The following is a 25,010-nucleotide window of genomic DNA, read 5'->3' as shown; positions in this document are numbered from 1 at the left end:
GCCCTCCGCCGGGACTAAGGCGTCGTCCAGGTGCTCTCGCACGCGGTGAGGCGGAGCAGCCGGAACCCCACGGCGTCACCGAGGCCGGGCTGCTTCTCCAGGCGCATGAGCAGCCGGGCCAGGGCCTCGATCCAGCGGCTGGCGGGAAGGCCGCCCGCGTCGGCGACGTCGAGCCCGGCGGGCTCGATGATCGACCGGACCGCCTGCTTGGCGCGGGGGTCGTCTCCGGCGATGGGGACCGTCAGCGAGAGGCCGTCGCGCGCCACGCCGGCGAGCTGCCGCGCGGAGACGCAGTTGAGCGCCTTGACCACGGCGCCGCCGGGCAGCAGGCGGGCGACCAGCTCGGCGGCGGAGCCGTGGCCGAGCAGGTCGTGCCCGCACGGGTTGGACATGTCGATGATCGGCTTGCCGGCCACATGGGCGCGGATGCGCGGTGCGATCTCGGCGTGGACGGCGTCCAGGGGGCTGGCCAGGGCCACGATGTCGGCCTCGCGCGCCACCCGCTCCAGGGTGGCGGCGCGGGCGTCCGGCAGCCGTTTCGCGAGGCCGCTCGCGGAACGGCCGCCCCGGCTGGCCAGCAGCACCGGCCGTCGCTGCGCCGCGAGGGCCTCCGCGAGCGCCGTGCCCATCCGCCCGCAGCCGACGACGCCGACCACCGGCGCGCGGGCCCGCCCGCCCGCGGCGGGTTCGCCCGGCCTCATCGCGGCGGCGTCTCCGGTCGCGGCGGGAGGGCCCCGTCCGGGTCCGGCGCGTAGGCGTCGAGGGCCGTCCGGAGTTCGCCGGGGACCTCGACGGGGGTCAGGCCGCCGTTCTCCTCCCGCAGCGTGCAGGAGACGGTCTGCTCGCCGCGCGCCACGAGCCGCGCCGGCCCGTCGGTCACCCGGTAGTACTCGAAGCCCATGGTGATCTGATGGAAGTCGATTCCGGCCAGGGACATCCGCACGGACACGGTGTCGAGCGCATAGAGCTCGGAGAAGAACTCGCACGAGCACGACGAGGTGACGAGCGCGAGGTCGTCGTTCAGGCGCGCCACGGTCTTCGGTGCCTTCTCCGCGAGAAAGCGCTCCCGGCAGGCGCCCTGCCACGACAGGTAGTTCGTGAAGTAGACGTTCCCCACGAGGTTGGTGTCGGCGAACGTGACGAGGTGCCGGTATTCGAAGTACGCCCTCACGATGCCCCCTTGACGGGGATCGCCATCGCCGTCGGCCCGGCTTCCCCGTCGACGGAGAGGACCACGGAGACGATGTCCGATCCCCCGGCCTGGAGGACCACCCATCCGTTCTCGTAAACGCCCTGGACGGCGAGCCCGGGCGGGCCCGGCGGCCCGGACAGGCATGCGCCGACCGCCCGCAGCCGCGTCCGGACCAGCCGGTCCGGCTCACCGACGAGGCGGCCGAGCCGGTCGGCGAGGCCGGTCCAGTGCGTGGGCGGCTCCGGCGCCGGATCAGAGGTCCGCGCGCAGGCGACGGGCTCCCCCTCCACCAGGACGGCCCAGGGTCTGCCGTTCGCCCGGCCGCCGGAGGCGAGGCCGTCGCCGGGCCCGCCGGCCTCGACGGTCAACCGGATGTCGCGCTCCGGGAGCAGGGCGGTGAGGGTGCGCTGCAGGTAGGGCCCGACGAGCACCGGGTGCAGGGTCGTGACCGGCAGCGGGCCCACGTCGCGAAGGCGGAGGCCGCTCCAGCTCACGACCGGCCGGCCGGAGCCGTCCCGCACGGCGACGTCGTAGGTGTAGTCGGCGCCGGAGTGCTCGCGTTCGACCGCGGCGAGCGTCAGCTCGCCCTCCCCGGCCCCACCCTGGTGGACGGTGAACCGCGCGCACCCGACCGGCAGCAGCCGCCGGTGGGGGACGCACGCCTGGAGGACGTGGATCGAGGCGTCGTTGCGGGCGGGGTCACCGAACAGGAGGTTCGCCGGGAGGCCGTCCCCGAAGCGCCAGTGCCGGTCCCCGTCCAGCACGGCCGTGCACGCGGTGGCCTCCAGGTGCGTGTAGCCGCGGAGTCTGCGGAAGCGCCGGCCGTGGAAGAACAGCGGCCCGTACATGTCGTCCCCGGTGTGGGCCGGTATCCGCGCCGTCGCGGCCGGGTTCTCCGGGGGCTCGGCGTCCGCCGAGGTGACGGTCCCGGTGAAGTGGTCGACCGCGAAGCCAGTCTCGTCACTGCGCACCGCGACGTCCACGTCCCCGTCCTCGCGGACGAGCGCGCACACCCGGACGGTACGGGTCCCGTGCTCGGGGACCACCACGGGGCGGTCGAAGCGGGAGTCCGCCACCCCCGCCGCGGGCCGGCCGGTCAGCGCGGACGCCGCCTGGGCCATCGCCTCGAGCACGCACACCGCGGGCAGCACGGCCACACCGTCGATGCGGTGGTCGTCCAGGTACGGATCGCCGGACAGGCTCAGCTCGGCCTCGGCCACCAGTTCGACGCCCGGGGTCCACGCGCGCACCCGGCGCAGGAAGCGGTGCCCGTCCAGGACCGGCTCCCCCGCGCGGCCGAGCTGCGGCAGCCGCCCGCTGATCACCATGGAGTGCGACGGCGGCCGCGCCTCGGCCGCCTGGGCGAGCAGCTCGGTCCCGCGGTCGGCGGGCACCGGTGACACGCCCGCGCGGGCGAGGTCGTCGAGCACCTTGAGGCGCTCCCCCATGCCGGCACCCGACCAGACCGTCCAGTCGAGGTTGGCGACGCGGCAGTCCGGCAGGTCGCGGGCGAGGATCCGGACCAGCTCCCGCATGCGGCCGTTGGCCAGGGCGTAGTGCGCCTCCCCGGCGAGGCCGAACCGGCCGATCACGGAGCCGAAGGTGAGGACCAGCCGCAGTCCCTCCGCGCCGGCGGCGTCCAGCAGCGCGCGGAGCCCGTGGTGCTTCGGCGCCGCGTGCTCGGCGTAGGCGTCACCGATCTCGCTGAACCGCGCCGGGCGGTTCAGGCCGCTGGCGTGGATCACTCCTCTGACCGGTCCGAGCCGGCCGGCGATCGCGGCGACGCCGTGGTGGAGCGACTCCGGATCGGTGACGTCCGCGGCCTGGTAGCAGAAGTCGACGCCGGCCTCCCGCAGCCGGGAGAGGTTGTCCCGCAGCTCGGCGTCGGTGTCCGGCGCGCTGCGTCCGATCAGTCCCAGCCGCACCCCCCAGCGCCGTGCCAGGAAGTGGGCGCTCGCGAAGCCGATGCCTTTCCCGCCTCCGGTCACCACGAGCACTTCGCCGGGAGACAGCGGGGGCTCGGCGGTGTCCGGAGCCCTGCCGGACGTGCCCAGGCCGGCGGCCCGGTAGGCGGGGACGCGGGTGCGGCCCTCCTCGTCCACGACGAGCTCGGCATGCCCGTCCCACGAGGCCGTGAGCACGTCGCCGACCGCGTCCGGGGGGGCGTCCGCCAGCACCCGGACCCAGCGGACCGGCAGGGAGGGGTACTCGGCGGCGATCGTCCCGACGAAGCCCGACGCCGTGTCGCCGGAGTCCACGACGGTGAAGGGCGCGTCGGTGTCCACCGCGAGGCGGGCGGCTTCGATCAGCGCGTCGACCGCCCGGTCGTCCGGGTCCTCGGGGAGGAACGCGACGACCGCCGGGCGCGCCTCCCCCTCGGGCGGAGGGGTCAGGCGCGGCTCGACAAGCGCGCGGAACCGCCCGCCGCCGAAGACGTGCCAGGCGCGGGACGCGGCTTCGGCGGCCGGCTCGACCGGGCGGGCGTATTCGACCAGCACGCGATGCCATTCGCGGACGCCCTCCGGCGGCCCGTGCGAACCGGCCCCGCCCTCGGCGGCGGGCAGCTCCTCGATCGCCTGGGCGAACGAGGCGACCGTGGCCTCGGCGAAGATCGGCGGGGCGGCCGGTACGGCCCGCCGGGTCCGTTCGGCGGCCTCGGCGGCGAGCTGGACGACCCGGAGCGAGTTGAGATGGAGGTCGCCGAGGAGCCGGTCTCCGTCGCCGATCACGTCGGGCGGCAGCTCCAGGGCTTCGGCGATGAGCCCGCGCACCACGGCGGGCACGTCGGAGTCCGCCTCGGGCCGCGGCTCCGCCGCGGGCGCCGGGGCCCCGGCGGGAGCGGCCGGGGCCGCGGCGGCCGCCGCGGCACGGCCGAGCCGATCGTCGAGGACACCCGCCGGGGCGCTCTCGCAGGGGCTGGCGAGGAACTCCGGATCCCGCCAGAGGTCGAACGGGCGGTGGAACCGCTCGGCGGACAGGGCCGTGAGATCGCAGACGGCGCCGACGGCGAACAGCGCGGCGGTGGCGTCGCCGAGGGCGGCGGCCGACTCCGCGCCCGCGTCCAGCGTGCGGACCGGCACGCCCGTGACCGACTGGGCCATCGCCGTGAGGGTGTGGCCGGGGCCGGCCTCGACGAGCAGGTCGCAGTCCGCGGCGAGGAGCTCCAGCGCCTCGCGGAAGCGCACGGGCGCGGTGAGCTGCCGGGCGAGCAGCGCGCGGACGTCGTCGGCGGCGGTCAGCTCCCGGCCGGCGACCGTGGAGTACACGCGCCCGGCGGGGGCCGCCACCGCGAGGTCGCCGAGGTGGCGCGCGAGCACCGGCTCGGCCGCGGCGACAGCCGGGGAGTGGAAGGCGTGGCTGACCCTCAGCCTGCCCGCGGTGATCCCCTTCGCGCGGGCCCTCTTGACGACGCGGTCGACCTCGGTGAGGGGGCCGGCGACGACCTGGACGGCGCCGTTGTCGGCGGCGATCACCAGGTCGGCGTCGTCGATGAGGCCGGCGACGGCGGCGGCCGGCGCGGCGAGGGAGGCCATCCCGGTCCCCGCCTCGCAGTTGTCGGCCATGATGCGCCCGCGCCTGGTCACCAGGTGCAGGGCGTCCGGGCGGCTCAGCGCGCCGGCCCAGTGCAGGGCGGTGATCTCGCCGAGGCTGTGCCCGACCGCCGCGGCCGCCGTGACGCCGAGCCGGTCGAGCCAGCGCAGCGCCGCCGCGGAGGCGCGGAAGACGGCGGGCTGGGCGACGGCGGTGTCGACCGGGTCCGCCGCGAGCCCCTCCTCGAAGTACTCCCCCGCCTCCGGGAGGACCACGCCGAGGGCACCGGCGCGCTCCCGCACGGGGGCGCCCTGCCCCGGGAACAGCAGCCCGACCCGGCCCGGAGCGCCGCGGCCGACGTAGACGCCGGGCCGGGCGGCGAACCCGGACGCGCCGAGCCCGGCGAGGAGCTCGCCCGCCCGTTCCGCGCGCGCGGCAAGCTCCGCGGGGTCGCGGGCGACGATGGCCGCCCGCACCGGCGCGTCACCGTGAGCGCGCTCCGCCAGGGCGGCCGCCAGGTCGGCGTGCTCGGCGAGCGACATCGTCCTCGCCCGCACGGCCACGCGTTCCAGGACGGCGGCGAGGTCGGCGTCCGTGCCGGCGGAGAGCGCGAAGACCTCGCAGTCGAGCGGCTCCCGCGCCGCCCGGCGGTCCCGGGCCGCCAGCCGCGCCGTGGTGCGGCGGACGCTCGCGGCCTCCAGGACGACGTGGGTGTTGATGCCGCCGAACCCCATCGCGCTGACGCCGGCCCGCAGCGGGGCGTCCGGCCAGGGCTCGGCCTCGCGGACGATGCGCAGCGGCGCGCCCGGGTCGCGCAGGAGCGGGTGGGGCTCGTCGCAGCCGGTGGTCGGCGGGATGACCTGCCGCCGCAGCGCCAGCACCGCTTTGATCAGCCCGGCGGCGCCGGCGGCCGCCTTCGTGTGCCCGATGTTGGCCTTGATGGATCCGAGCGCCGCCGGGCGCTGCCTGCGCCGTCCCTCATGGACCTCGGCGAGCGCGTGCAGTTCGGTGCGGTCGCCGACCTCGGTGCCGGTGCCGTGGCCCTCGAACAGCGCCACGGTCTCCGGTCCGAAGCCCGCGCGCGCGTAGGCGCGCTCCAGAGCGAGCCGCTGCCCGGAGACGTCCGGCCGGGTCAGCCCGCCGTTGCCGTCCGAGGACATGCCCCAGCCCCTGATCAGGGCGATCGGCCGCCGCCCCGCGGCGACGGCGTCCCGGGCGCGCATCAGGGCGACCATCGAGCAGCCCTCACCGGGCAGGAAGCCGGTGGGCCGCGCATCGTACACCCGCATCGCCGAGCCGGCCAGCGCGCCGAGCCGGGAGAACCCCACCAGCTCGAACGGGTCGAGGCTGAGGTCGACGCCGCCCGCGAGCGCGAAGTCGAGGTCGCCGTCGCGCAGGTAGGTGCAGGCCGTGATGACGGCGAGCAGGGACGACGAGCAGGCGCCGTCGACCGTGTAGCCCGCGCCGCGGAAGTCGAAGTGGTTGCACACCCGGCCCGCGATGGCGTTGGCCAGACCGCCGACGAGGCTCTCGTCGTTGGGTTCGGCGAACGGCTCCTTGTAGGACTCCTCGACCTCCCGCAGCAGGCCGCCCAGCTCCTCGGCCTCCCAGCCTCGCGCGGCGAGGGCGGCCACCAGGTTCCTGCGGACGTAGGGCCAGCGCAGCCGCATCAGCGCGGCGCGGCTGAACTCGCCCGTCAGCGTGTTCCCGAGGATCACGCCGGCGCGCCGCCGGTCCAGCCCGTGCCCCTCGGCGAAGCCGGCGGCGGCCAGCGTGTCGCCGGCGACGTCCAGGGCGAGCCAGTGCGCGAGGTCGGTCACCCGGTACGCCGGTCCGGGCACCCGGTAGCGCGAGCGGTCGAAGGACCAGCCGTCGAGGACCGCCGCGTAGCGCAGGTCGGTCGCGTCGGGGCCCGCCGCCGGGTCTCCGTAGTCGGCGAGGTCGAGGCGCTCGCGCGGGAGCGGCCGGAAGGCGCGCCGCCGCGCCAGGACCGTCTCCCACAACTGCTCGGGCGTGGAGGCGTCGGGATGGCGGCATCCGAGGCCGACGACGGCGATCGCGTCGCTCGCGACGGTCACTTCGCCTCCTCGCCGGTCGCCAGCACGCCGCCGCGGGCGGGCGCCGGGCGGGGCACGGCCTTGGGCTCGGCCAGGGGCACCGTCCGCGCGGCGGCGCGCTGCCGGACGTCCATGACCGCCAGGGCGGCGCCGCGCAGCACGCACACGATGACGAGCGCGAAGAACAGGCCGTACACCACGTGGAGGTGGACCAGGAGCGCGTACACGAGGGCGGTCGACGCGCCGAAGAGGAACTGGTTGCGCGGCCGCACCGGCGTGGTCCCCGGGTCAGTGATCATGTAGTTGGTGAACAGGACGAACGCCACGCCGCTCATGGCCAGCAGCGCGCTGAGCGTCGCCGTCCCCTCGATGGGGGTCCGGACCAGCGCCTGGAGAGCGAACACGCCGATCCAGCCGAGGATCAGGGGCATCTTCTTGGTGAGCTTGGCGTTCAGCATCGTCCCCGCGGCGAGGATGAGCGCCGGGATCGCCAGGTCGAGCGGTGTGCCCACCCACTCGGTGAACTGGTAGGGAGGCGCGATCCCGACCCAGGGGAACAGCACGAGGACGACCGCGATGCCGAAGTTGGAGGGGTTCAGCACGTGCCGCGGGCGCCCGCCGATCCGGACCCTGATCAGGTACTTCGAGGCGACGGCCACGATGACCGCGAAGATGACCGGCCCCAGCCGCGCGTTGGCGTACAGGAGCATCGCGCAGGCCAGCGCGGTGATGTGGGCGGGCATGAGGAAGTTCACCAGCGCGGCCGGGCCGCCCGCGTACTTGACCGGCCGTCGCGTCGCCCAGGCGTCCAGGGTCTCCAGCCCCAGCTCCATCACGTACGCGACGGCCATCGCGGCAAGGGGGGTCGCCCATGACGGCTCGAACCCGAGGACCGTGTGCCCGAGGATGTTGAAGACCGTGATCGAGATCGCGAACCGGCGCAGCGCGATGATCCGCGGATCCTTGGCGGGCCTGTCCGGGGCGGCGGACGCCGGGTTGGTCGTGGATTCCACGTTCGCCGAGTTCACGAGCCCATCTCCCTGATCGAACCGTCGGCGCCGAGCAGCATGCTGTGCCAGCCCGGAGTCGCCTGGACCTTGCCGGTGTGCCGGCGTCCGCAGGAGTCGCGCCAGGTGACCGTGACGGGGACCGGCGCCGCGGCCCCGTCCAGCGCGAACAGCAGCTCGGGCGAGGAGACGCCGGCATGGCCGTTGGCCGGGTAGACCTGGCCCGTCCGCTGGCCCTTGGCTCCGGAGTCCACGACGGCCTTCGCGCCGATCGCCGGTACTCCGCCGGCCGCCGGCCGCGCCGCGCCGGCATCGCCGGGCCGCGCACCGCAGCCCTCCGGCGAGCGGAGGAGCCTCAGCCCGAGGTAGGGCCGCTGCGCGCTGCGGACGTTGCGGTAGAAGGACGACTGCCCCCACTGGTTCGCGACGGCGAAGTCGAGCCGCCCGTCGTGGTCCACGTCGGCGAGCGCGATGCCCCGCGACACTCCGCGGTCGCCGACACCGAGCCGGCCCGCGACGTCGTGGTACCGGCCGTCCGAGCCGCGGACGAAGAACCGGTTGGGGTTGTTGCCCGAAATATCATCCTTCTTCTGCACGTTGGGCCACAGGCGCGGGTGCGCCAGGACCTCGTCGTTGGACATCGCGAGCTCCTGCAACTGGGCCCAGCGGTTGTCCTTGCCCTCGACGAACCCGGTGGCCTGGATGATCTGGTCGCGCCCCTCGCCCGCGAAGTCGCCGGCCTTGATGTCCCAGCCCCAGCCCGACCGGGACAGCCCCAGCCGCTCGCTGTGGTCGTCGTAGTAGGCGCGCCCGTCGGGCCCCACGACCTTCTTGCGGGTGCTCACCCAGGCGAAGTTGCTCTCCAGGAGCCCGTACTCCTGGGTGATGTTGCTGACCACGATGTCGGGCACGCCGTCGACGTTGATGTCGGTGAACCCCACGCCCATGCCCTTGAAGGAGTCCCTGCCCAGCTGCATCGACTTGGGCGTCGTGAGGTGGCGCACGCCCTTGAGCAGGCGGAGCTTGATCTTCCCGGGGCGGGACTCGTTGTAGAGCAGGCGGTCGGGGCCGAAGTCGTTGGCGAAGTACAGTTCCGGCAGCCCGTCGCCGTCGAGGTCCTGCGCCCCGGTCGCCAGCGTCCAGCCCTTGGCGACCTGGTCGGAGAAGGGCCGGAGCTCCTCGCCGTAGACCGCCGAGGGACGGGAGCCGCCCTGCGCGGACCGGAACCGCAGGACCCGGTTGACGCCGCCGTTGTACCCCGCGGACATCGAACTCTGCATCTGCAGTTCGCTCTGGCTCGCCGTCGGGTCGAGGACCCGCGCCCGGTCCGGGAAGTAGTTCCCGACCACGATGTCGGTGTGGCCGTCGCCGTCCAGGTCGGCGAGCGACACGGCGTTGCTGTTCCACACCTTGTACGGACGGACCAGCTCCTGCGGAGCGAAGGCGTCGTTCCTGCCGAGAGCCGCCGGAGTGCGCAGGAAGAGCACCGGCGAACGGCCCCAGTAGTAGACGAGGACGTCCATGCGGCCGTCCTCGTTGTAGTCGCCGGGCACGCACCCCATCGGCGCCATCGTCCTGTCGTACGGGAGTCCGTGCGGAGCCAGGCTCGTCGCCGGGAACCGCGCCCCGGTGCCCGGCGCCGGGCTCAGCATGACGCTGTCGTCGCGCGGATCGACCAGGCAGACGTCGTCCGCACGGCCGCCGCCGTCGATGTCGGCCAGCGCCACCGCGGCGCCGACCGAGGAGATCCAGTGGTCGATTCCCTTGTAGGCGGGGGCGACCGTGCGTATGTCGCGCGGCGAGGCCGTACCGTTCAGCGGCTGCCGCTGGAACGCGAACCCGCTCGCCAGGCGCTCGTTCTCCGCCTGCGCCACCGACGGAAGCCGGGCGTTGTACCAGCCCGCCACGATGAGCAGCGCCGCGCAGATCGGGGCCAGCAGCACCCGAATCCTCCTGGTCATGCCCTCACCCCTCGTTGTGCTTCCGCCACGCCTGGCGCACCCTCGCGCGCCACACCTCGTAACCCTCAGGACCGCTGCCGCAGCGCTCGGCGGTCACGGCCGCCTCGTCCGTCCACGCCGCGGCGACCGCGGGAGCGGCTCCGGTCAGAACCTCGATCGCGGCCGCCGACCGCTCCGGCACCTCCTGCGACACCACGTGCGCCTTCGCCGCGAACGCGGCGCCCTGGGCGATGTGCTCCTCGAAGCCCGCGCCCCGGTCCAGCAGCTCGCCCAACCGCTCCGGGGGCAGCGCACCGGTGTACGCGGCGGCCAGCCCGATGCCCGCCCACACGTCCGACCGCCGGGCGGCCGGAAAGGCGCCGATCCTCTCGGCCACCCCGGCCGGGTCGCCGCCGGCGTAGAACCACAGCGCCCGCCCGACGCCCTGGTCCCGGATCGTGCGCACGTTCCCGCGCGCCGGCCGCTCGACCCAGTGCCGGACCAGGACCCGCTGGGACTTGAAAAAAGCTTGGTGGAATCCCCAGCCGTCCCACGCGAGCCAGCGCAGCAGCGGCCGCCCGAAGCGAATGCCCGTCCACGGGTGCACGTGCGTGCGCGCGTACGCCCACCCCACCCCGACATGGATCAGGTGGACGTACCGTGCGCCGGCCCCCTCGGCCAGCGCGCGCACTCGGCGGCCTCCGGAGAAGGTGGCCAGGTCGACCAGGGCCACGCCCATGGCCGCGCCCTCGAAGGCGAACCCGCGTAACTCGTGCGGCAGCGTCCCGAAATCCAGGCTCGCCGGATCCGCGCCAAGAGCGGTATTGAAACCGGTAGCGAAGCTCTGGACCACGTCCGCCAGCAGGGCGCGAGCCCGCGGGTCGCCCGGCGGGAAGCCCAGGCGATCGACGTCGAGGGTTTTGGGATCGATTTCCAGAAAGCCGCGCAACGGCGGCGTCAGCAGATTTCCTACAGCGGCCATTCCAACCCCACAGTGGCAATACCGACCGGTGGCGTTCAGCCAATGACTTTCTTTCGTACCAGCGAGGACCGTCATGGCCTTCGGCCAATGCGGTGCGTGGCGCTTCGCGGTCGAAAGTCGACCGGCCGACGCCCTCTCGCCTACTGCGCAGTGCGCGTGAGGGGCCTTACGCCCCTTCTACTCATACACTCGGCCCGGCGAAAAGTCACGCCTCTTCTTCGTTCCCCGTGACGTCCCCGGCGGCCTGGCCCGCAGCCTGGTCGAGAATGACCACGATCCATTCCGCCAGGCTGAGCTCCGCCGCTTCGGCGGCCTCCTGCCAGCGGCGTTGTCGCTCAGCGAGCACATCGATGCGGACGGTGGCCTCATCGGGCTTCCTGTCTTCGCCGCCGTTACGGATTTCCCGCAGGCGCTTTCTGAGCTCTCTTCTCGTCCATCCCAGTTCTGCCGCCTGGCGCAGCCAGTGCTCCTGCTCGGACGGCGGGAGGGCGGCCACCTCGGCGTGGTGCTGGAGACTGAGTTGGTCCCGCCGGCGGGACCTCGGAATGCGGCGCGCGATCCAAGCGTAGTTCTTGAGTGTCTGGTAGTCGAGCGAGGTGGCCTCTATGGCCATCCGGTACCGGTTCGGGTAATGCCGCTCCCCGTAGATGAGCCAGTCGCCGAGCCACCAGCGCGAGCAGTCCGAAATAAGGGATATCTGGCGTCCGATCCGCTGCCATGTCTCGAAGGGGAGTCGAGGGGGCAGCTCCAAACCGCTCCGCCGCGGCCTCGCCGACTGGTCGAGCACCATTCTTGCCGCGGAGACCCGATTCGCCTCTTCAATCGGGGACCGATGAGGCGAGGTGTAATGCTGCCCATTCTCGGAGCCGGACACGAATATCCTCCCGAACCGTCGCGAGACGCTGAGTTATGCCGAATCAAGTCACTGGGTGGAGATGGGTCTTCCGACCACGGCCTGCGCGGATCTCCCGGGCCGTGGCGATGCGAATTCTCCGACAGAATTGATTTCGGCCCCCTCGGATCGCCCGCCACCGCCGGCCGCCCCCCTTCGATCCGCCTTACGCCCGTCGGCCGCCCGCCTGCGATCGTCTCCAGCCGTCGGAGTGAGCGGCAATGATGGTCATCGTCAAACTATTTCAGCAGGTTGTCAATAGGGCGTATCGGTTATTAACGCCTTGCCGGGGTGATCTCACCGAGATGCGCCCCGGACATTGACCTTTCAAGCGTGTCTCATGTGGAAGATACGTTCTCCCACGCGGACGGCGGCGGTCAGGTCGCCGCTTCTCCGGCGCGGGCCATGGCGGCCGAAACGATCGCGGACGCCCAGGCGAGCTGCCCGCTCGCCCCGGGCTCCGCCAGGACGGCGCCGTGCAGGCGCGGCCACAGCCCCGCCCTGGTCCACGCCGCGAAACGCCGATGGGCGGTGGGCACGCTGACGCCGAACCCGGCCGGCAGGTGCCGCCAGGCGCACCCGCTGGTCAGCACGTACACGATCGCGGTGAACACCGTCCGATCGTCCACCGGCGCGGTCCCCCCGCCCTGCCGCCGCGGCGCGAACTCCGGGATCAGGGGGCCGACGATCTCCCACAGCTCATCCGGCACCAGCCGGATCGAAAGGTCCGAGGACACGAACACCGATCATGCCCCATCCGCAGCCGATCCACATGAGACATGCTCTTAGTAGTCTCGAACAGGGTGGCCCGGGAAGCGGCGCGGGCGGTTCACGTCGGCTCGAACAGCGCGAAGCCACGCTATGAAGTTGCTTCACCACAAAAGATCAGCTCAATGGCGTTCGGCTCTGCGTGATCCCGCTCATCGCGCCCATGCGCGATCTCCCCCGAGAACTCGTGCGCTCCGGAGCCCGGCCCGGCGCGGTCGGCACCGCCGGGCCGGCCTTCGGGCCGGCCGCCGGGGCGCGGACCTGCCCCGGCGGCCGATGCCGGTGTCGCGCCAGACCCATGGCGGCGGGCCGCGGGCCGCCTCGGGACGGACCACGAATTCCTCCGCCGGACCACCTGGTTCCGCTCAAAGGGCGGCCTCGCCCGGGAGAGAATGCGCACCGCCGCCAATGCCCGCCGCCGCACCTACCGTGACCGGCGATCCGCGAACATAAAGTGGGTGAGATGACGCCGCAGTGGCATGCCATTCACGACCGGACCCGTGCGGCCCGCGCGACGCGGAAGGGCCCTGGACGGCCACCAGCGGGTTCTCACCCCGCGTGCGCCCGCCGCGACGGCCGCCTCAGCCGGTCGCGCCGCTCGTCACGAGGAGGCCGTGCATCACGAAAGGCGCGGCCTCCAATTGGAAGTCCATCATCGGATGGTGACGCTTGACCAATCCCTGCAATGTGAGCAGGCTGAGCATGGGGAAGATGAACTCGGGCTCGGCATAGAGGCGGTGTTTCCGCTGGAGGTCGAACAGGTCCAGGCAGAACGCGGGGAGATCGAAATCCCGGGCAACCATTCCAACATTTCGCACGACCAGCTCGGACACCTCGGAGCGAAAGGCCGCGACATCCGTTTCCGGTTCCCTGCGCCGCACCGTTGACAGCAGGATGTCGGCGCACGCCTCCCCGTCCCCCTGGATCATGCCGGCGAAGAACCCGGTGAACCTCTCCCGGGCCTCCCGGCTCATGCGGAAGACCAGGCCGGCGTCCAGGATCACCACGGTGCCGTCGGGCATGAAATAGGTGTTCCCCTGATGCAGGTCGACGTGGACGAAGCCCTCGACGAACAGCATCCGGTAGACGGCCTGCACGAGCGAGGTGACCTGCTCCTCGCGGACCCGCGCGGGGACGGCCTCGATCGCGCCGCGATCGAGGCCCTCGATGAACTCCATGGCGATGACCCCGTCCCCGCTCAGTTCGGGGACGGGCCTCGGAACGACGACGTCCGGAAGGTCGGCCAGGTCGTCGTGCAGGCGCCGCAGGTTCTCCGCCTCCGCGCCGAAGTCGAGCTGGGCCATGAGGCAGTCGCCGACCTGGTCGACGATCTCCGTCAACGGCACCCGGCGGAGCGCCGGGATCCGTGCGGCGACGCCGGCGGCGAACCGCAGCACGGCCAGGTCCGCCGCGATCGCGGCGCCCGCGCCGGGGCGGCGCACCTTCACCGCCACCGCCCGGCCCCCGACCTGCGCGCGGTACACGCAGGCGATCGACCCGCCGGCCACCGACGGCCCCCCGACCGCCCTCACGAACTCGGGCGGGATCGGGCCGAGCCCGGCGCGGATGGTCCGCAGCGCCTCCGCGGGGGTCATCGGCTCCACGCTGTCGTGCAGCCTGCCGAGCGCGGTCGCGACCGTCTCCCCCACGAGGTCCACGCGGGTTCCGAGAATCTGCCCGGCTTTCACGAAGGCCCCGCCCAGCCGTTCCAGGAGGCGCGCGAGCTCGGCTGCCAGCCGCACCCCGCGGGCGCCTCCGGGAGACGTCGCGGCGATGGCCGCCATGCGGACCGCGGCCGTTCCTCCCAACGCGCCCATCCGGAAGGTCCGGGTCGCCAGGGACAGCGCAGTGGCACGATCCACCACGGTCAGGCCGCCTTTCCGGAAAGCCCTCGCTCGAGGGTCTCCCTCAGTCGCGCGGGCCCGGCGTCGAAGGCCTCCTGCGGGACGGGGACCGGCTCCCCGACACGGCGGAAGTCCGTCCAGCCGCCGTTGCGCACGCGGGAGGCCCGGACCCGCTCGGGCAGCCCGCCCACCTCCGGACCGCCCATCTCCACGACCTCCCAGCGGCGAAGCGGTTGGCGGAGACGCTCGACGGCACGCGCGACGACCATGCCGGTCTCGTGGTCGACCGCCTCGGTGACGGTGAGGCCGGGCGTGGTGACCGGCCCCAGATAGCACCGCGGCTCGGCCGCCGGCCACCGGCTCCAGGACATGTCGACCTCGACGTCCTCGGGTGTGGCGCCCAGTCCGGGATAGCGCCAGGCCATGAGATCCAGATATCCGATGTCGGTCAGCGGAAGGCAGTCGAACAGATAGCGTTCGACCAGGCGTACCGAATTCCTCATCGTCGGTATGTGTGTTTCCACATCGCATTCCCGCCGAGCGGAGTCTTCGGTTATCCACACATGACTTCCGGCAAGTATCTGCGGTTGGAGAACAAATAGAGCCGTCACTGCCGAGTGGTCGATAAAGCGGCGGCCGACCAGATAGCGCATGGGCCTGCGACCGATCGCGGCCTGGATGGCGAAGCCGTATGAGGTCAGGGCGCCCGCACCGAGGTTCGGACGAACCGGCCTGGTCATGCGCGCATGCTCCACTGATGGCACCTTCCCGATGACGGCCGCGTCCGCGCTCTTCACTTTCTGTCCCATCGGCGCTCAGAATCGGCTGGCGGTTTCATGTCGATGGCGATCACGTAGTGGTCTCATCACTCTGTGCCGGTGCAACGCCCTCGTCATGCCGTCACGGAATTAGAGGCGCCCGCCGCCAGTAAAAGCTATCGCCGCGACGGCGTCAAGATAGGACGTCCAAGTCCGGCGCGCGGCAGGCGGCGCGCCGGCGTAAGATCCGCCGTAGAACGCGGCAACGAGGACCGGGTCTCCGGTCGCAGGCGTTATTACCGGCACTGGGTGCGGGCTATCGAGATCTGCCTTTGGAGAGCGGAGCGCGGCCGCCGGCGTCCCGGGGAGGGTGCTCTCTCAGGCCACCAGGCCGAGCAGGCGCGAGCAGCGGATGATCGCGTCCTCGTCGCCCTCCATGACGATGCGCTTGGTGAGCGTCGCCTCCAGCGGGTCCAGGCGCCCGGCACCGATGTCGACGAAGGTCACGGCGTCCGTGTGGACCACGAGCGCCGGTTCGGCGGTCGCCTTCCCATGGGCGACCGAGACCTTGCCCTCCAGCACCGTGATGTGGAAGACGTCGTCGTCGATGCGGAACTCGTACTGCTCGTCGGGGCCGTCCACGGTCGGGGCCGCCATCGCCTCCACCGCGAGCACCGCCCACCGGGGGCGCACGATGTACTCGGCCTTGGGCTCGGTGAGCACGCCGAGGCCCCAGCGCGCGAGCACGAGCACCGCCTCGCGCAGGCCCTGCCCCTGCTCCGTGAGCTCGTACACCCGGACTTTCGAACCCTCGCGAGCCCGCTGTCGAATGATCCCGACCTCGGTGAGAAACTTCAACCGGTCCGCCAGCAGGTTCGTCCCGAGGCCGGGCAGGTTGGCCAGAAGCTCGTTGTAGCGGCAGGGGCCGGTGAGCAGTTCCCGGATGATCAGCAGCGTCCAGCGCTCGCCGACGATGTCCAGCGCACCGGCGAGGCCGCAGTACTGCCCGTAGTTCCGACGCTGATTCACGTGCCCGTACCGCCTCCCAGGTTCACTTTAGAAGTGTATACCCAGTTGGCCGCGCGTCGCGGAACCTCGGCCGGGCGGGGGCGGCGCCTCTCCGCCGCCGCCCCGCCCACGGCGGACCACCGGGCGGCCGGCACCGCGCGAGGCCCGTCAGCTCTCCGTCGCGGCCCACGCCTTCTTCGCGTTCTTCCACGTCGGGGAGTTGACCTCCTCCCACGCCCGGCCGCGCAACTCCTCGAGGACGTGCGCCGGCACGACCGTTCCCGACATGTTCGCGCGGTAGATGTTCATCGTGTCCGGATCGAAGTCGCTCCGGAGATGCCCCTCGGAAATCGCGGTGTCGAACAGCGGCGTCCCCGGAAGCGGGACCACGATGAAGAAGTTCGCGGCGTCCAGACCGAAGGAGACGTGGTCGCGGGCCATCCTGATCGTGGTCTCGATCTCTTCCAGGGTCTCGTCCGGGTAACCCATCATGTAGTTGCCGAAGATCTTGAAACCGTAGTCCTTCAACGCCACGATCAGCGATTCGATGTCGGCCATCTCGATGTTCAGCTTGTTGCTCGCGTACTTGCGCAGGATCCGGAGATTGCCCGACTCGAAGGGAAGGTTGAGCTGGGTGAAGCCCGCCTCGGCCAAAGCCTCCAGCACCTCGTGGTCGGGTTTCCACCGCTTGAGAAGGTGGATGATGTTGATGCCGTTCAGATCGCAGATGTCGACTCCGGCGCCCTGGATCTTCTTCAGCAGCCGCAGAGCGCGCTTCTTGTTCCCCAGGAGCGAGTCGTCCTCGATCATCACGTGCTCCACGCCCAGCCCCGTGAGGACGTCCAGCTCCCGCAGCACGCGATCGTCCGACTTGGTGCGGTAGCGCCCGATCGGGCCGCTCATGCTCCCTTCCTGCTCCCCCGCTATGTGGCAGTAGGCGCAGTGAAAGGGGCAGCCGAGCGAGGTCATCATGTCCGCGTAGCGCAGCTCAACGCCGGACTCCCACACCCCCGAGTGCGGCCGGGCGAGGGTCCAGTACCGCTCGTTCGGCAGCAGGTCCCAGGCCGGCATGGGAAGGGCGTCCAGATCCCAGACGACGTCGTCCGGTCGCGCGGGGTTGACGCGGATCCCGCCGGAGTCCTGGAACGCGACGCCCCCGATCCCCGAGAAGTCCGGCCTGGCCGACCTGCGCACCTCGTCGACGATCTTCGTGATCGTCCCCTCGGCCTCGGAGAGGCAGACGACGTCGAAGCCGGCCCGGAAGAACTGCGGCAGCCGCGACCGGGCGTTCACCCCTCCCGAGACGAGGATCTTCTCCGGGAAGGCCGCCCTGAGCAGCCGCGCGCAGTGCAGGACCATCGTCTCCTGGTCGGTGAAGATCGAGGTGATCCCCACGATGTCGTACGCCGCCGCCTCCTCCAGGATGCGCTGGTCGCTGACGCCCGTGCGGAGGAACCCGCTCGGCAGCTGGGCGGGCCGGCCGAATATCCCCTCCAGCTCGTCGGAGTCGTCGCCGACGCACGCGTCGAACACGCGCACGTCGACGCCGTGGTCGCGCAGGGCGCCGCCGAGGTTGGGGTAGGCGAGCGACCCGTTCGGCTTGCACACCGTCCCCGGGGCGCTCTGGTTCGGCGGGTACAGAAGCAGGACACGTACATCACGCAAGGCCATGTGTGACTCCTCAACCGACGGCGTCCCGTGCGTCCCGCGCTCCGCCGGCGGACTCACCGCCGCCGCCCGCCGCGGACGCGGCCCTGGGGACCGCCCGGGCCCGCCAAGGCACCTCACTGTACTATATGCTTCTAAAGTTAACAGCGCGGTGGTGTCCGTCTTCTCTGGAGGTACGTCGATGTCCCACGGGTCCTCCCCCGCCTCGCGGGGCCCCGCCCTGACCGAGATCGACCGGTCCGCCGCCCCGGTGTACGTCAGGTGGGAGCGACAGCTCCCGGGACTGATGGACCGGCTCGGCGTCGCACCGGTGGGAGTGGTGCAGGTCGGGGCGCATGTCGGACAGGAAGTCCCCGCGCTCGTCCGGTGCGGTTTCCGGCGGCTCGTCATGGTCGAGCCCAATCGCGACCACTCCGCGGCGCTCGCCCGCGAGCTCGGGCGCCACCTGGCCGGCCGGCCGGAGCCGGAGGGGGGCCGGCCCTCCCAGGAGGTCGTCATGGCCGCGGCGGGGCGGGAGCGCGGAACGGCCACCCTGCACGTCACGGAGTACGACCAGCAGGCCAGCCTGCTCGCGCCGCTGCCGCCGATGACGGTGACCCGGCTGGACACCACCGAGGTCATCCCGGTGCGCGAGGTCCAGGACGGCTGCAACGTGCTCGTGGTGGACGCCCAGGGCGCGGAACTGGACGTGCTGGCGGGCGCGGACCTGGACCGGCTGGACCTGGCCGTGATCGAGGGCAGCGCGGAGGCCCGCTACCGCCGCGGGGCGACCCGGCAGGCCGTGGCGGCCTTCATGCAGGCCCGCGGCTGGCGGCTGGTGGCGAACTGGACCCACGCGCGCGCCAACGTCGCCGACATGGCCTGGCTGGCCCCCACGACCACCCTGCGTGCGGCGTACCGCGCCGACCGGAGCTGAGGACGGCCCCGCCATGCGACTGCCACGATCGGCGCACCATGCGCGTCAGTGAGACGGCCGTTCCCGGGGCCTACCTCTTCACGTCCGACCACAACTCGGACCGGCGGGGCGGCTTCTTCGAGGCCATGCGCGCCGACGTCCTGGAGGCCGCGCTGGGGCGCCCCTTCGTCCCGCGTCAGATCAACTGTTCCACGTCGCGGCGCAACACGCTCCGCGGCATCCGCGGCGTGGCCGTCCCGCCCGGGCAGGCCAAATACGTCACCTGCGTCAGCGGCGCGGTACGCGACATCGTGGTCGATCTGCGGATCGGCTCCCCCGCCTTCGGGCACCACGCGGTCAACGAGCTGTACGCCGGATCGGGCCGGAGCGTCTACATCCCCGAAGGCGCCGGTCACGCCTTCCTGGCACTCGCCGACGACACATGCGTCTGCTACGCGCTGTCCAGCACCTACGCGCCCGAAGCCCAGATCTCCATCGACCCGCTGGACCCCGATCTCGCGCTGCCCTGGGGCATCACGGAGCCCCCGCTGCTCTCCGACGGGGACGCGGCGGCGCCCACCCTGGCCGAAACCGTCTCCGCCGGCCTCCTGTCCCCTTGGCGGGAGGCCGGCGCTCCTTCTACGCGCCTGTGAGGAAGCAACCGATGAAAGCTCTGGTGCTGTCGGGTGGATCGGGAATGCGGCTGCGTCCGTTCAGCCACTCCATGGCCAAGCAGCTGATGCCGATCGCCAACAGGCCGGTCCTGGAGTACGTCCTCGCCAACATCCGCGCCCTCGGCGTCACGGAGATCGGCATCATCGTCGGCGACCGCGCCCAGGAGATCATCGATTTCGCGGGTGACGGCTCCCGTTTCGGCGCGCGGGTGACCTACATCCACCAGGAGAGGCCGCTGGGTCTGGCGCACTGCGTACTTCTGGCCCGCCCGTTCCTGGGCGACGACGACTTCGTGATGTACCTGGGCGACAACATGCTGCCCCAGGGCGTCGCCGACATCGCCGAGGACTTCGCCGCGCGGCGGCCCGACGCCCAGGTGCTGGTGCACAAGGTGGCGGACCCGCGCGCCTTCGGGGTGGTGGAGCTGGACGTCGAGGGCCGGGTCGAGCGGCTGGTGGAGAAGCCGGAGGAGCCCCGCAGCGACCTCGGACTGATCGGGGTGTACTTCTTCACCCCGGCCGTCCACGAGGCGGTGGCGTCGATCGAGCCGAGCGCGCGGGGGGAGCTCGAGATCACGGACGCCGTCCAGTGGCTGGTGGCCCGGGGCGCGGACGTGCGGGCCAGCGAGTACGGAGGCTACTGGAAGGACACCGGCCGCGCGGAGGACGTCCTGGACTGCAACCGCCGGCTCCTGGAGTCGCTGGAGCCCCGGATCGCCGGTGAGGTCGGCGCGGACTGCGTGGTCGACGGCGCGGTCGTCGTCGAGGCCGGAGCGCGGGTCGTGCGCTCCCGCATCGAGGGCCCCGTGATCGTCGGCGCGGACTCGATCATCGAGGACAGCCACATCGGCCCCCGCACGTCGATCGGCCGGGGCTGCGTCCTGCGGCGCGCCGGCGTGGCCGGCTCCATCGTCCTCGACAACGCGTCCGTCTCCGGCCTCGCCGGGCTGCACGACTCGATCATCGGCCGCAACGCCAGCGTGAGCGCCTCGGCCCGCCCCAGGCTGGTGATCGGCGACGACGCGCGCGTCGAGATTCCGGCCTAGCCCGGCCGACGCGCGCTGGGCCGGGCCGGTGTTCGCGGGCTCGGGCCGTGCTCTCAGGCCCGGGCGGCGGACCGCCGGGCCCTCGCCTCGAGCCAGGCCTCGTGGGCGCCCCGGACCTTCTCCCACAACGCGGTCCGCTCCCGCGGGCCAACATCCGCCAGCGGGAGACCGAAGACCTCGGCGAGCGCCTCGTACCACTCCTCGGAGGTACCGAGCTCCCTGGTCGTCGTGCCGGAGTCGTCGACGTGCCGCAGCATGCATCCCGTGAGGCCGTCGACGCTCACCGCGTCGCGCCGCATGACCGCGACCGTCCGCACCAGGCGCGACTCGGGGTCGGTCGCCAGGTAGGGGTGCCACTCGGCGAAGTCCGCCGGGCCGGCGGGCGCCGTGGAGAAGTCGAGCCCGGCGATCGCGCCGCCGCGGTCGTGGTCGAAGCGCCAGCCGCCGGACTCGAACCGCGAGGGGCTCAGGTGGAAGGTGAACGGCCCCTGGCGGTACGCCCCCGGGCGCAGCGGCAGCGGCTCGTGCAGGCCGTCGCCGAGGCCGACGTCCACCATCCAGTCCTCGCCGCCGATGCTGACGGTGAGAACCAGGTGCGGAGCCGGTTCGGCCGGGCCGACCGGCGGCAGCTTCCGGGCGGCGTGCACGCCGGCCCGGTGCCAGGTGACGTCGTATCCGAGCGCGCCCAGCAGAGTGGAGAACGCGCCGTTGAGCTGCACGCAGTACCCGCCGCGTCCCTTCAGCACCTGACCGGCCGCGTAACGCGGGTCGGCGGTGGTCGGCCGCCCCAGCTGGATCTCCAGCACTTCGTAGGGCACCCGCTCGACGTGGGCCCGGTGCAGTGCGAAGAGTCCGCCGAGCGAGGGCTCGCCCGGGTCGCCGATGCCGAGGCGCTCCAGGTAGGCGGCGACGTACCGGGGCCCGCCGGGCTCCTCGGTGACGGGCGCGGAATCCGATGTGTGCTCGCCGGCCATGACCCTCCGTCCGCAACCGGGTGCGGTCGCGCCACCGCTCCACCGAGATCACTTTAAATTAAAGTAGCATAAGCCCGCCGACGCTAGCCGCGGCCGCGCCGCGCGTACGCGTACGCCGTGAGCGGCGCGAAGACCGCGACGAGGATCGCGCAGGCCAGGAACGCCCGGCCCATCTGGCCCGCGGTCTCGGTGCCCTGCATCAGCCCGCGCACGGCCGTCGCCGCGTGCGTGATCGGGTTGAACCCGATGACGGTCTGCAGCCACGACGGCATGGTCTCGCGCGGGGCGATGATGTTGCTGCCGAACAGCAGGACCGAGTCCAGCGTGATGATGAGCATCTGCGCCGACGCCGCCGTCCGCACCGCGACGCCGACCAGGGCCCAGATCCAGGCGAGGCTGAAGGCGAACAGCTGGAGGAACAGCAGCGCCAGCACCACGCCGCCCACGCCGCCGTCCGGGCGGAACCCCAGCGCCAGCCCCAGCATCAGAGGCACGACCGACGCCACCGCGTACCGGACCACGTCCCCCAGCATCGCCCCGACCAGCACCGACGACTGCCACACCGGCAGCGACCGCACCCGGTCGAACACCCCCTGGTCGATGTCCACGTTCAGCACGAACCCGGTGTTCATGCTCGCGAGCACGACCGCGATGACCGAGACCCCGGGCAGGAAGAAGTCCAGGTACTCACCGGGCGACCCCGCGATCGCCCCGCCGAACAAGTAGGTGAAGAGCAGGGTGAACATGACCGCCTGGAGCAGGGCGCCGAACAGCCCCTCGGGGGCCCGCTTGATCTTCAGGAGCGAGCGGGACGCGAAGGTCAGCGACGCCGAGAGCACGCCCGCCCTCGGCGGGCGCTCGCCGGGCGCCAGCAGGGGTCCGCGCACTCTCTCGCCCGCCACCGGCTGGGACGTCGTCATCTCGCCCGCCTCCTCACTCCGCGCTCGAGCAGTCAGGGCAAATAATAAACCCGCAACTTATATAAGGCAAGTCTAATGACCTGCCCCGCCCCGCGGACCCGCCGCCGGACCGGTCAGGCGCCGTCCCGGTCAGGCGCCGTCCCGGTCAGGCGCCGTCCCGGTCAGGCGCCGTCCCGGTGGTAGAAGTCCTCGATGTACTTCACGAAGGGGTCCCTGTCGAGGTAGCCGTCCCCGTCCTCGTCGAGCCGCTGGAACCCCTCCAGGCTCTCCATCTGCGGGTAGCCCGTCGCCGAATGGGTCGTCATCCACACCTGGAGGGACACTCGCCTGTCGGCGTCCGCGCCCATGTCGAACACCGCGACGCCCCAGGGGATGGCGACGTCCTCGATGAAGCCCGGCTGCTCGTGGGAGTCGACCCACTCCCGCCTGGTCACCTTCTTGTCCCCGGGCTCGTCGACGGTCCCCTCCAACCGCTGCCACAGCCTGTTGGACGGCCGCGTTATCGCCAGCCACTGGGGCGAGCCGGGCGGTACGTGCAGCGCGCGGCACCACCGCTGCACGAGCAGGTCGACGTCGGCCTGTTCGATGACGCCGTCGCCGTCGTGGTCGAAAGCTTTGAAGAGCGCCTCGTACTCTTCTGCAGTGGCCATGCGGAACACTCCTCGGATCGGGGACGCGCGGCGCGCGTCGCCACCGGTCAGGCCCGCCCCTCCCGCAGCACGGGATCGAGGCGGTTCAGGAGAATCGATCTCCACGCGGTCTCGTGCTCTTCCCTCGTCCTGTCGTCCGGGAAGCCCGCGTGCGTCAGGTGCAGCAGGGTGCCGCCGGGGCGCGGTGCCAGCTCGACGGTCAGCACCGTCTCGACCCCGCGGGTACCCGCCTCGTTGAGCCAGGTGAGTTCGATCAGCCGGTCCGGGACGACCCTCAGGAACCGGCCGTAGTGCGGATGCCTCCGCCCCTCGTGGAACGTCTGGAAGAAGTAGGGCTCGTCGACCTCGGCCCTCATCACGATCTCACCCGGCTCGGCGAACCACCGGTCGAACCGCTCCGTCCAGGCGCGGAACACCGCGCCGGCGGGCGCGTCCGCGGCATGGTCCACGATCGCGCGGTACGGCCTGGCCGACAGGTCGGGCGGGCAGATCGGCGGCGTCACGAACCCCTCCAGCTCGCTAGACACTTGAACTATATATAGTAATCTCCTGCAGGAGTAGACCGGGGAACGCCTCGCCGGCGCTCGGTCCCTGCCCTCGGGAGGATCCCACCATGCGCGTGCTGTTCATCTCCGTTCCCGCGGCCGGCCACGTCTTCACGCTCGTGCCCCTGGCATGGGCCTTCCGCTCCGCGGGCCACGAGGTGCTCGTGGCGCTCGCGGAGCGCCCCGAGTGGGCGGCCGGGGCAGGGCTGCCCGTGGTCGACGTGGCGCCGGGCTACAGCGCCGTGACGATCGCGCAGAAGGTACTCGAGGACGATCCCGGGTTCGCGGAGACGTGGTTCCGGAGCGTCGGGCCGGACAGGGACATCTCCCCCCGGGCGCCCATGTTCGCCGGGTTCAACCGGCCGCTGGTCCCCGGGACCATGGAGGTGGTCGACCAGTGGCGCCCGGACCTCGTCGTCTACGAGCAGACGACCACGGTCGGGGCGATGGCGGCGGCCAGGCTCGGCGTCCCGGCCGTCCAGCGGAACCTGGGGCCCTTCACCACCGGGCGGACCCACCAGCTGACGGCCGGACTGCTGTCGGACCTGTGCGAGGAGTACGGGGTTCCGGCCATCCCGCGGCCCGCGATGATCCTGGAGCGGCTGCCGCCGAGCATGCTGCACGCCAGGCCCGAGGGCGGGTTCATGGGCGGGCACTCCTACGACGGCGGCGGCGTCCTCGGCGGGCTGTGGCGGGAGCGGCCGCAGCGGCCGAGAGTCGTGCTCTCGCTCGGCGGCGGCTTCTCGGCCAGGTTCTTCGGCCTCGGCACCCTGCCGCCGGTCATCGAGGCCGCGTCGAAGGTCGACGCCGACTTCGTGCTCGCGCTCGGCAACGTCGACACCTCCGCCCTGGGGACGCTGCCGCCGAACGTCCGGCCCGCCGACGGCTGGGTCCCCTTCGGCGAGCTGTTCCGGACGTGCTCGGCGGTCGTGCACCACGGCGGCGCCAACACCGTCATGTCCGCGGTCGAGGCCGGCATCCCCCAGATGGTCGCCCTGGACCCGCAGGACGTGGCCTCGGAAGCCATCGGGCAGGACGTGCGCGACCGGGGCATCGGCCTCACGGCGCCCGCGGAGGAGATCACCGCGACGATGCTGGAGCGCCTGCTGGAGGACGGGACGCTGCGGACGGCGACCGCCGAGGTCCACACCGAGGTCGCGGGCCTGCCGTCGCCCACGGCGGTCGCCGCCGAGCTGTCCGGCCTGGTCGCGCGCCTGTAGCCCGTCCGCTCGCCCGCCCGTCGCCGGCCCCGGAACGGGCGGGCGGGCGGTCCGGCGGTTTCACGCCTTTCGCGGCGCCTGGTCCCCCACCGTGCCGCGGGCCTCGCGCCGGCCCCTGGCGACCTCCGTGGCCAGGGCGTCGAGGGGCTGGGACCAGAACCGGCGGAACTGCTCCAGCCACGTGTCGACCTCGCGCAGGGGCGCGGGGTCGATCGCGTAGAGCCGCCTCGTCCCCTCGGCCCGGACCGAGGCGAACCCGTGGTCGCGCAGCACCTTCAGGTGCTGCGACACCGCCGGCTGGGAGATCCCGAACTCGTCCTGGATGACGGCGCAGATCTCCCCGGAGGAGTGTCCGCCACCGGACAGCAGCTCCAGGATGCGGCGGCGGACCGGATCGCCGAGAACATCGAACGCGTGCACGAATTAATAATAGCAAACT

At 72.4% G+C, this 25,010-nt stretch carries 21 protein-coding genes; 4 read left to right on the top strand and 17 right to left on the bottom strand.

Features of this window, described 5'->3' with window-relative positions:
* Nucleotides 1-14 precede the first annotated feature (14 nt).
* The 12 genes from BKA00_RS07805 to BKA00_RS07750 form a co-directional block, all read right to left on the bottom strand.
* The gene (locus BKA00_RS07805; RefSeq protein ID WP_185024275.1) at nucleotides 15-701 is read right to left on the bottom strand and encodes an NADPH-dependent F420 reductase; all 687 of its coding nucleotides are present in this window, start codon (nucleotides 699-701) and stop codon (nucleotides 15-17) included.
* Nucleotides 698-1,171, bottom strand: a complete 474-nt coding sequence (locus BKA00_RS07800; RefSeq protein ID WP_185024274.1) for an acyl-CoA thioesterase — start codon at nucleotides 1,169-1,171, stop codon at nucleotides 698-700. Before BKA00_RS07800 ends, BKA00_RS07805 begins: the two co-directional genes overlap by 4 nt.
* Nucleotides 1,168-6,801: a type I polyketide synthase gene (locus BKA00_RS07795; RefSeq protein WP_185024273.1), complete on the bottom strand. Its 5,634-nt coding sequence runs from the start codon at nucleotides 6,799-6,801 to the stop codon at nucleotides 1,168-1,170. The genes BKA00_RS07800 and BKA00_RS07795 overlap by 4 nt, the downstream gene beginning before the upstream one ends.
* Complete coding sequence (locus tag BKA00_RS07790; RefSeq protein WP_185024272.1) at nucleotides 6,798-7,808, bottom strand: RnfABCDGE type electron transport complex subunit D; 1,011 nt, start codon at nucleotides 7,806-7,808, stop codon at nucleotides 6,798-6,800. The genes BKA00_RS07795 and BKA00_RS07790 overlap by 4 nt, the downstream gene beginning before the upstream one ends.
* Nucleotides 7,805-9,748 carry an FG-GAP repeat domain-containing protein gene (locus BKA00_RS07785; protein WP_185024271.1) on the bottom strand — a complete coding sequence of 648 codons (1,944 nt, stop codon included), beginning with the start codon at nucleotides 9,746-9,748 and terminating at the stop codon, nucleotides 7,805-7,807. The genes BKA00_RS07790 and BKA00_RS07785 overlap by 4 nt, the downstream gene beginning before the upstream one ends.
* 4 nt (nucleotides 9,749-9,752) lie before the next feature.
* The gene (locus tag BKA00_RS07780; RefSeq protein WP_185024270.1) at nucleotides 9,753-10,709 is read right to left on the bottom strand and encodes a DUF1702 family protein; all 957 of its coding nucleotides are present in this window, start codon (nucleotides 10,707-10,709) and stop codon (nucleotides 9,753-9,755) included.
* Nucleotides 10,710-10,914: 205 nt separating this feature from the next.
* A complete protein-coding gene (locus BKA00_RS07775) occupies nucleotides 10,915-11,583 on the bottom strand; it encodes an LmbU family transcriptional regulator (protein WP_338072103.1) in 669 nt (222 codons plus the stop codon).
* A 395-nt stretch (nucleotides 11,584-11,978) separates the two neighbouring features.
* On the bottom strand, nucleotides 11,979-12,338 hold the full coding sequence (locus BKA00_RS07770; protein ID WP_185024269.1) for a transposase: 360 nt from the start codon (nucleotides 12,336-12,338) through the stop codon (nucleotides 11,979-11,981).
* Nucleotides 12,339-12,950: 612 nt separating this feature from the next.
* The gene (locus tag BKA00_RS07765) at nucleotides 12,951-14,231 is read right to left on the bottom strand and encodes an AarF/UbiB family protein (protein ID WP_185024268.1); all 1,281 of its coding nucleotides are present in this window, start codon (nucleotides 14,229-14,231) and stop codon (nucleotides 12,951-12,953) included.
* Nucleotides 14,232-14,236: 5 nt separating this feature from the next.
* A complete protein-coding gene (locus tag BKA00_RS07760; protein WP_185024267.1) occupies nucleotides 14,237-15,022 on the bottom strand; it encodes a hypothetical protein in 786 nt (261 codons plus the stop codon).
* 327 nt (nucleotides 15,023-15,349) lie between these two features.
* On the bottom strand, nucleotides 15,350-16,000 hold the full coding sequence (locus tag BKA00_RS07755) for a winged helix-turn-helix transcriptional regulator (RefSeq protein WP_185024266.1): 651 nt from the start codon (nucleotides 15,998-16,000) through the stop codon (nucleotides 15,350-15,352).
* A gap of 147 nt (nucleotides 16,001-16,147) precedes the next feature.
* Nucleotides 16,148-17,650 (bottom strand): B12-binding domain-containing radical SAM protein, encoded by a 1,503-nt coding sequence (locus BKA00_RS07750; protein WP_185024265.1) that lies wholly within the window; start codon nucleotides 17,648-17,650, stop codon nucleotides 16,148-16,150.
* Between the two features lie 178 nt (nucleotides 17,651-17,828).
* On the opposite strand from BKA00_RS07750, the gene BKA00_RS07745 reads away from it, so the two are divergent.
* Genes BKA00_RS07745 through BKA00_RS07735 form a run of 3 tightly spaced genes read left to right on the top strand, consistent with a single transcriptional unit; the run spans nucleotide 17,829 to nucleotide 20,262 of the window.
* On the top strand, nucleotides 17,829-18,563 hold the full coding sequence (locus BKA00_RS07745; RefSeq protein ID WP_185024264.1) for an FkbM family methyltransferase: 735 nt from the start codon (nucleotides 17,829-17,831) through the stop codon (nucleotides 18,561-18,563).
* 38 nt (nucleotides 18,564-18,601) lie between these two features.
* On the top strand, nucleotides 18,602-19,195 hold the full coding sequence (locus BKA00_RS07740; protein WP_185024263.1) for a dTDP-4-dehydrorhamnose 3,5-epimerase family protein: 594 nt from the start codon (nucleotides 18,602-18,604) through the stop codon (nucleotides 19,193-19,195).
* A gap of 11 nt (nucleotides 19,196-19,206) precedes the next feature.
* The gene (locus BKA00_RS07735) at nucleotides 19,207-20,262 is read left to right on the top strand and encodes a glucose-1-phosphate thymidylyltransferase (RefSeq protein ID WP_185024262.1); all 1,056 of its coding nucleotides are present in this window, start codon (nucleotides 19,207-19,209) and stop codon (nucleotides 20,260-20,262) included.
* A gap of 53 nt (nucleotides 20,263-20,315) precedes the next feature.
* Here BKA00_RS07735 and BKA00_RS07730 read toward each other — a convergent pair whose 3' ends face one another.
* The 4 genes from BKA00_RS07730 to BKA00_RS07715 form a co-directional block, all read right to left on the bottom strand.
* Nucleotides 20,316-21,236, bottom strand: coding sequence for an arylamine N-acetyltransferase family protein (locus BKA00_RS07730; protein WP_185024261.1), 921 nt, complete (start codon nucleotides 21,234-21,236; stop codon nucleotides 20,316-20,318).
* An 83-nt stretch (nucleotides 21,237-21,319) separates the two neighbouring features.
* Nucleotides 21,320-22,156 carry an ABC transporter permease gene (locus BKA00_RS07725; protein ID WP_185024260.1) on the bottom strand — a complete coding sequence of 279 codons (837 nt, stop codon included), beginning with the start codon at nucleotides 22,154-22,156 and terminating at the stop codon, nucleotides 21,320-21,322.
* 161 nt (nucleotides 22,157-22,317) lie between these two features.
* Nucleotides 22,318-22,806 carry an EF-hand domain-containing protein gene (locus BKA00_RS07720; protein WP_185024259.1) on the bottom strand — a complete coding sequence of 163 codons (489 nt, stop codon included), beginning with the start codon at nucleotides 22,804-22,806 and terminating at the stop codon, nucleotides 22,318-22,320.
* 47 nt (nucleotides 22,807-22,853) lie between these two features.
* Nucleotides 22,854-23,333: an SRPBCC domain-containing protein gene (locus BKA00_RS07715; RefSeq protein WP_221493055.1), complete on the bottom strand. Its 480-nt coding sequence runs from the start codon at nucleotides 23,331-23,333 to the stop codon at nucleotides 22,854-22,856.
* A gap of 86 nt (nucleotides 23,334-23,419) precedes the next feature.
* Here BKA00_RS07715 and BKA00_RS07710 point away from each other — a divergent pair, with 86 nt between their 5' ends.
* Nucleotides 23,420-24,571, top strand: a complete 1,152-nt coding sequence (locus tag BKA00_RS07710; protein ID WP_185024258.1) for a nucleotide disphospho-sugar-binding domain-containing protein — start codon at nucleotides 23,420-23,422, stop codon at nucleotides 24,569-24,571.
* Between the two features lie 60 nt (nucleotides 24,572-24,631).
* On the opposite strand, the gene BKA00_RS07705 is transcribed toward BKA00_RS07710, so the two are convergent.
* Nucleotides 24,632-24,991 carry an ArsR/SmtB family transcription factor gene (locus BKA00_RS07705; RefSeq protein WP_185024257.1) on the bottom strand — a complete coding sequence of 120 codons (360 nt, stop codon included), beginning with the start codon at nucleotides 24,989-24,991 and terminating at the stop codon, nucleotides 24,632-24,634.
* Nucleotides 24,992-25,010: the final 19 nt, after the last annotated feature.

The sequence above is a fragment of the Actinomadura coerulea genome (genome assembly GCF_014208105.1).
Lineage (GTDB): Bacteria > Actinomycetota > Actinomycetes > Streptosporangiales > Streptosporangiaceae > Spirillospora > Spirillospora coerulea.
The sequence above is the reverse complement of the archived record's forward strand: the minus strand, read 5'-3'. Positions and strand labels throughout refer to the sequence as shown.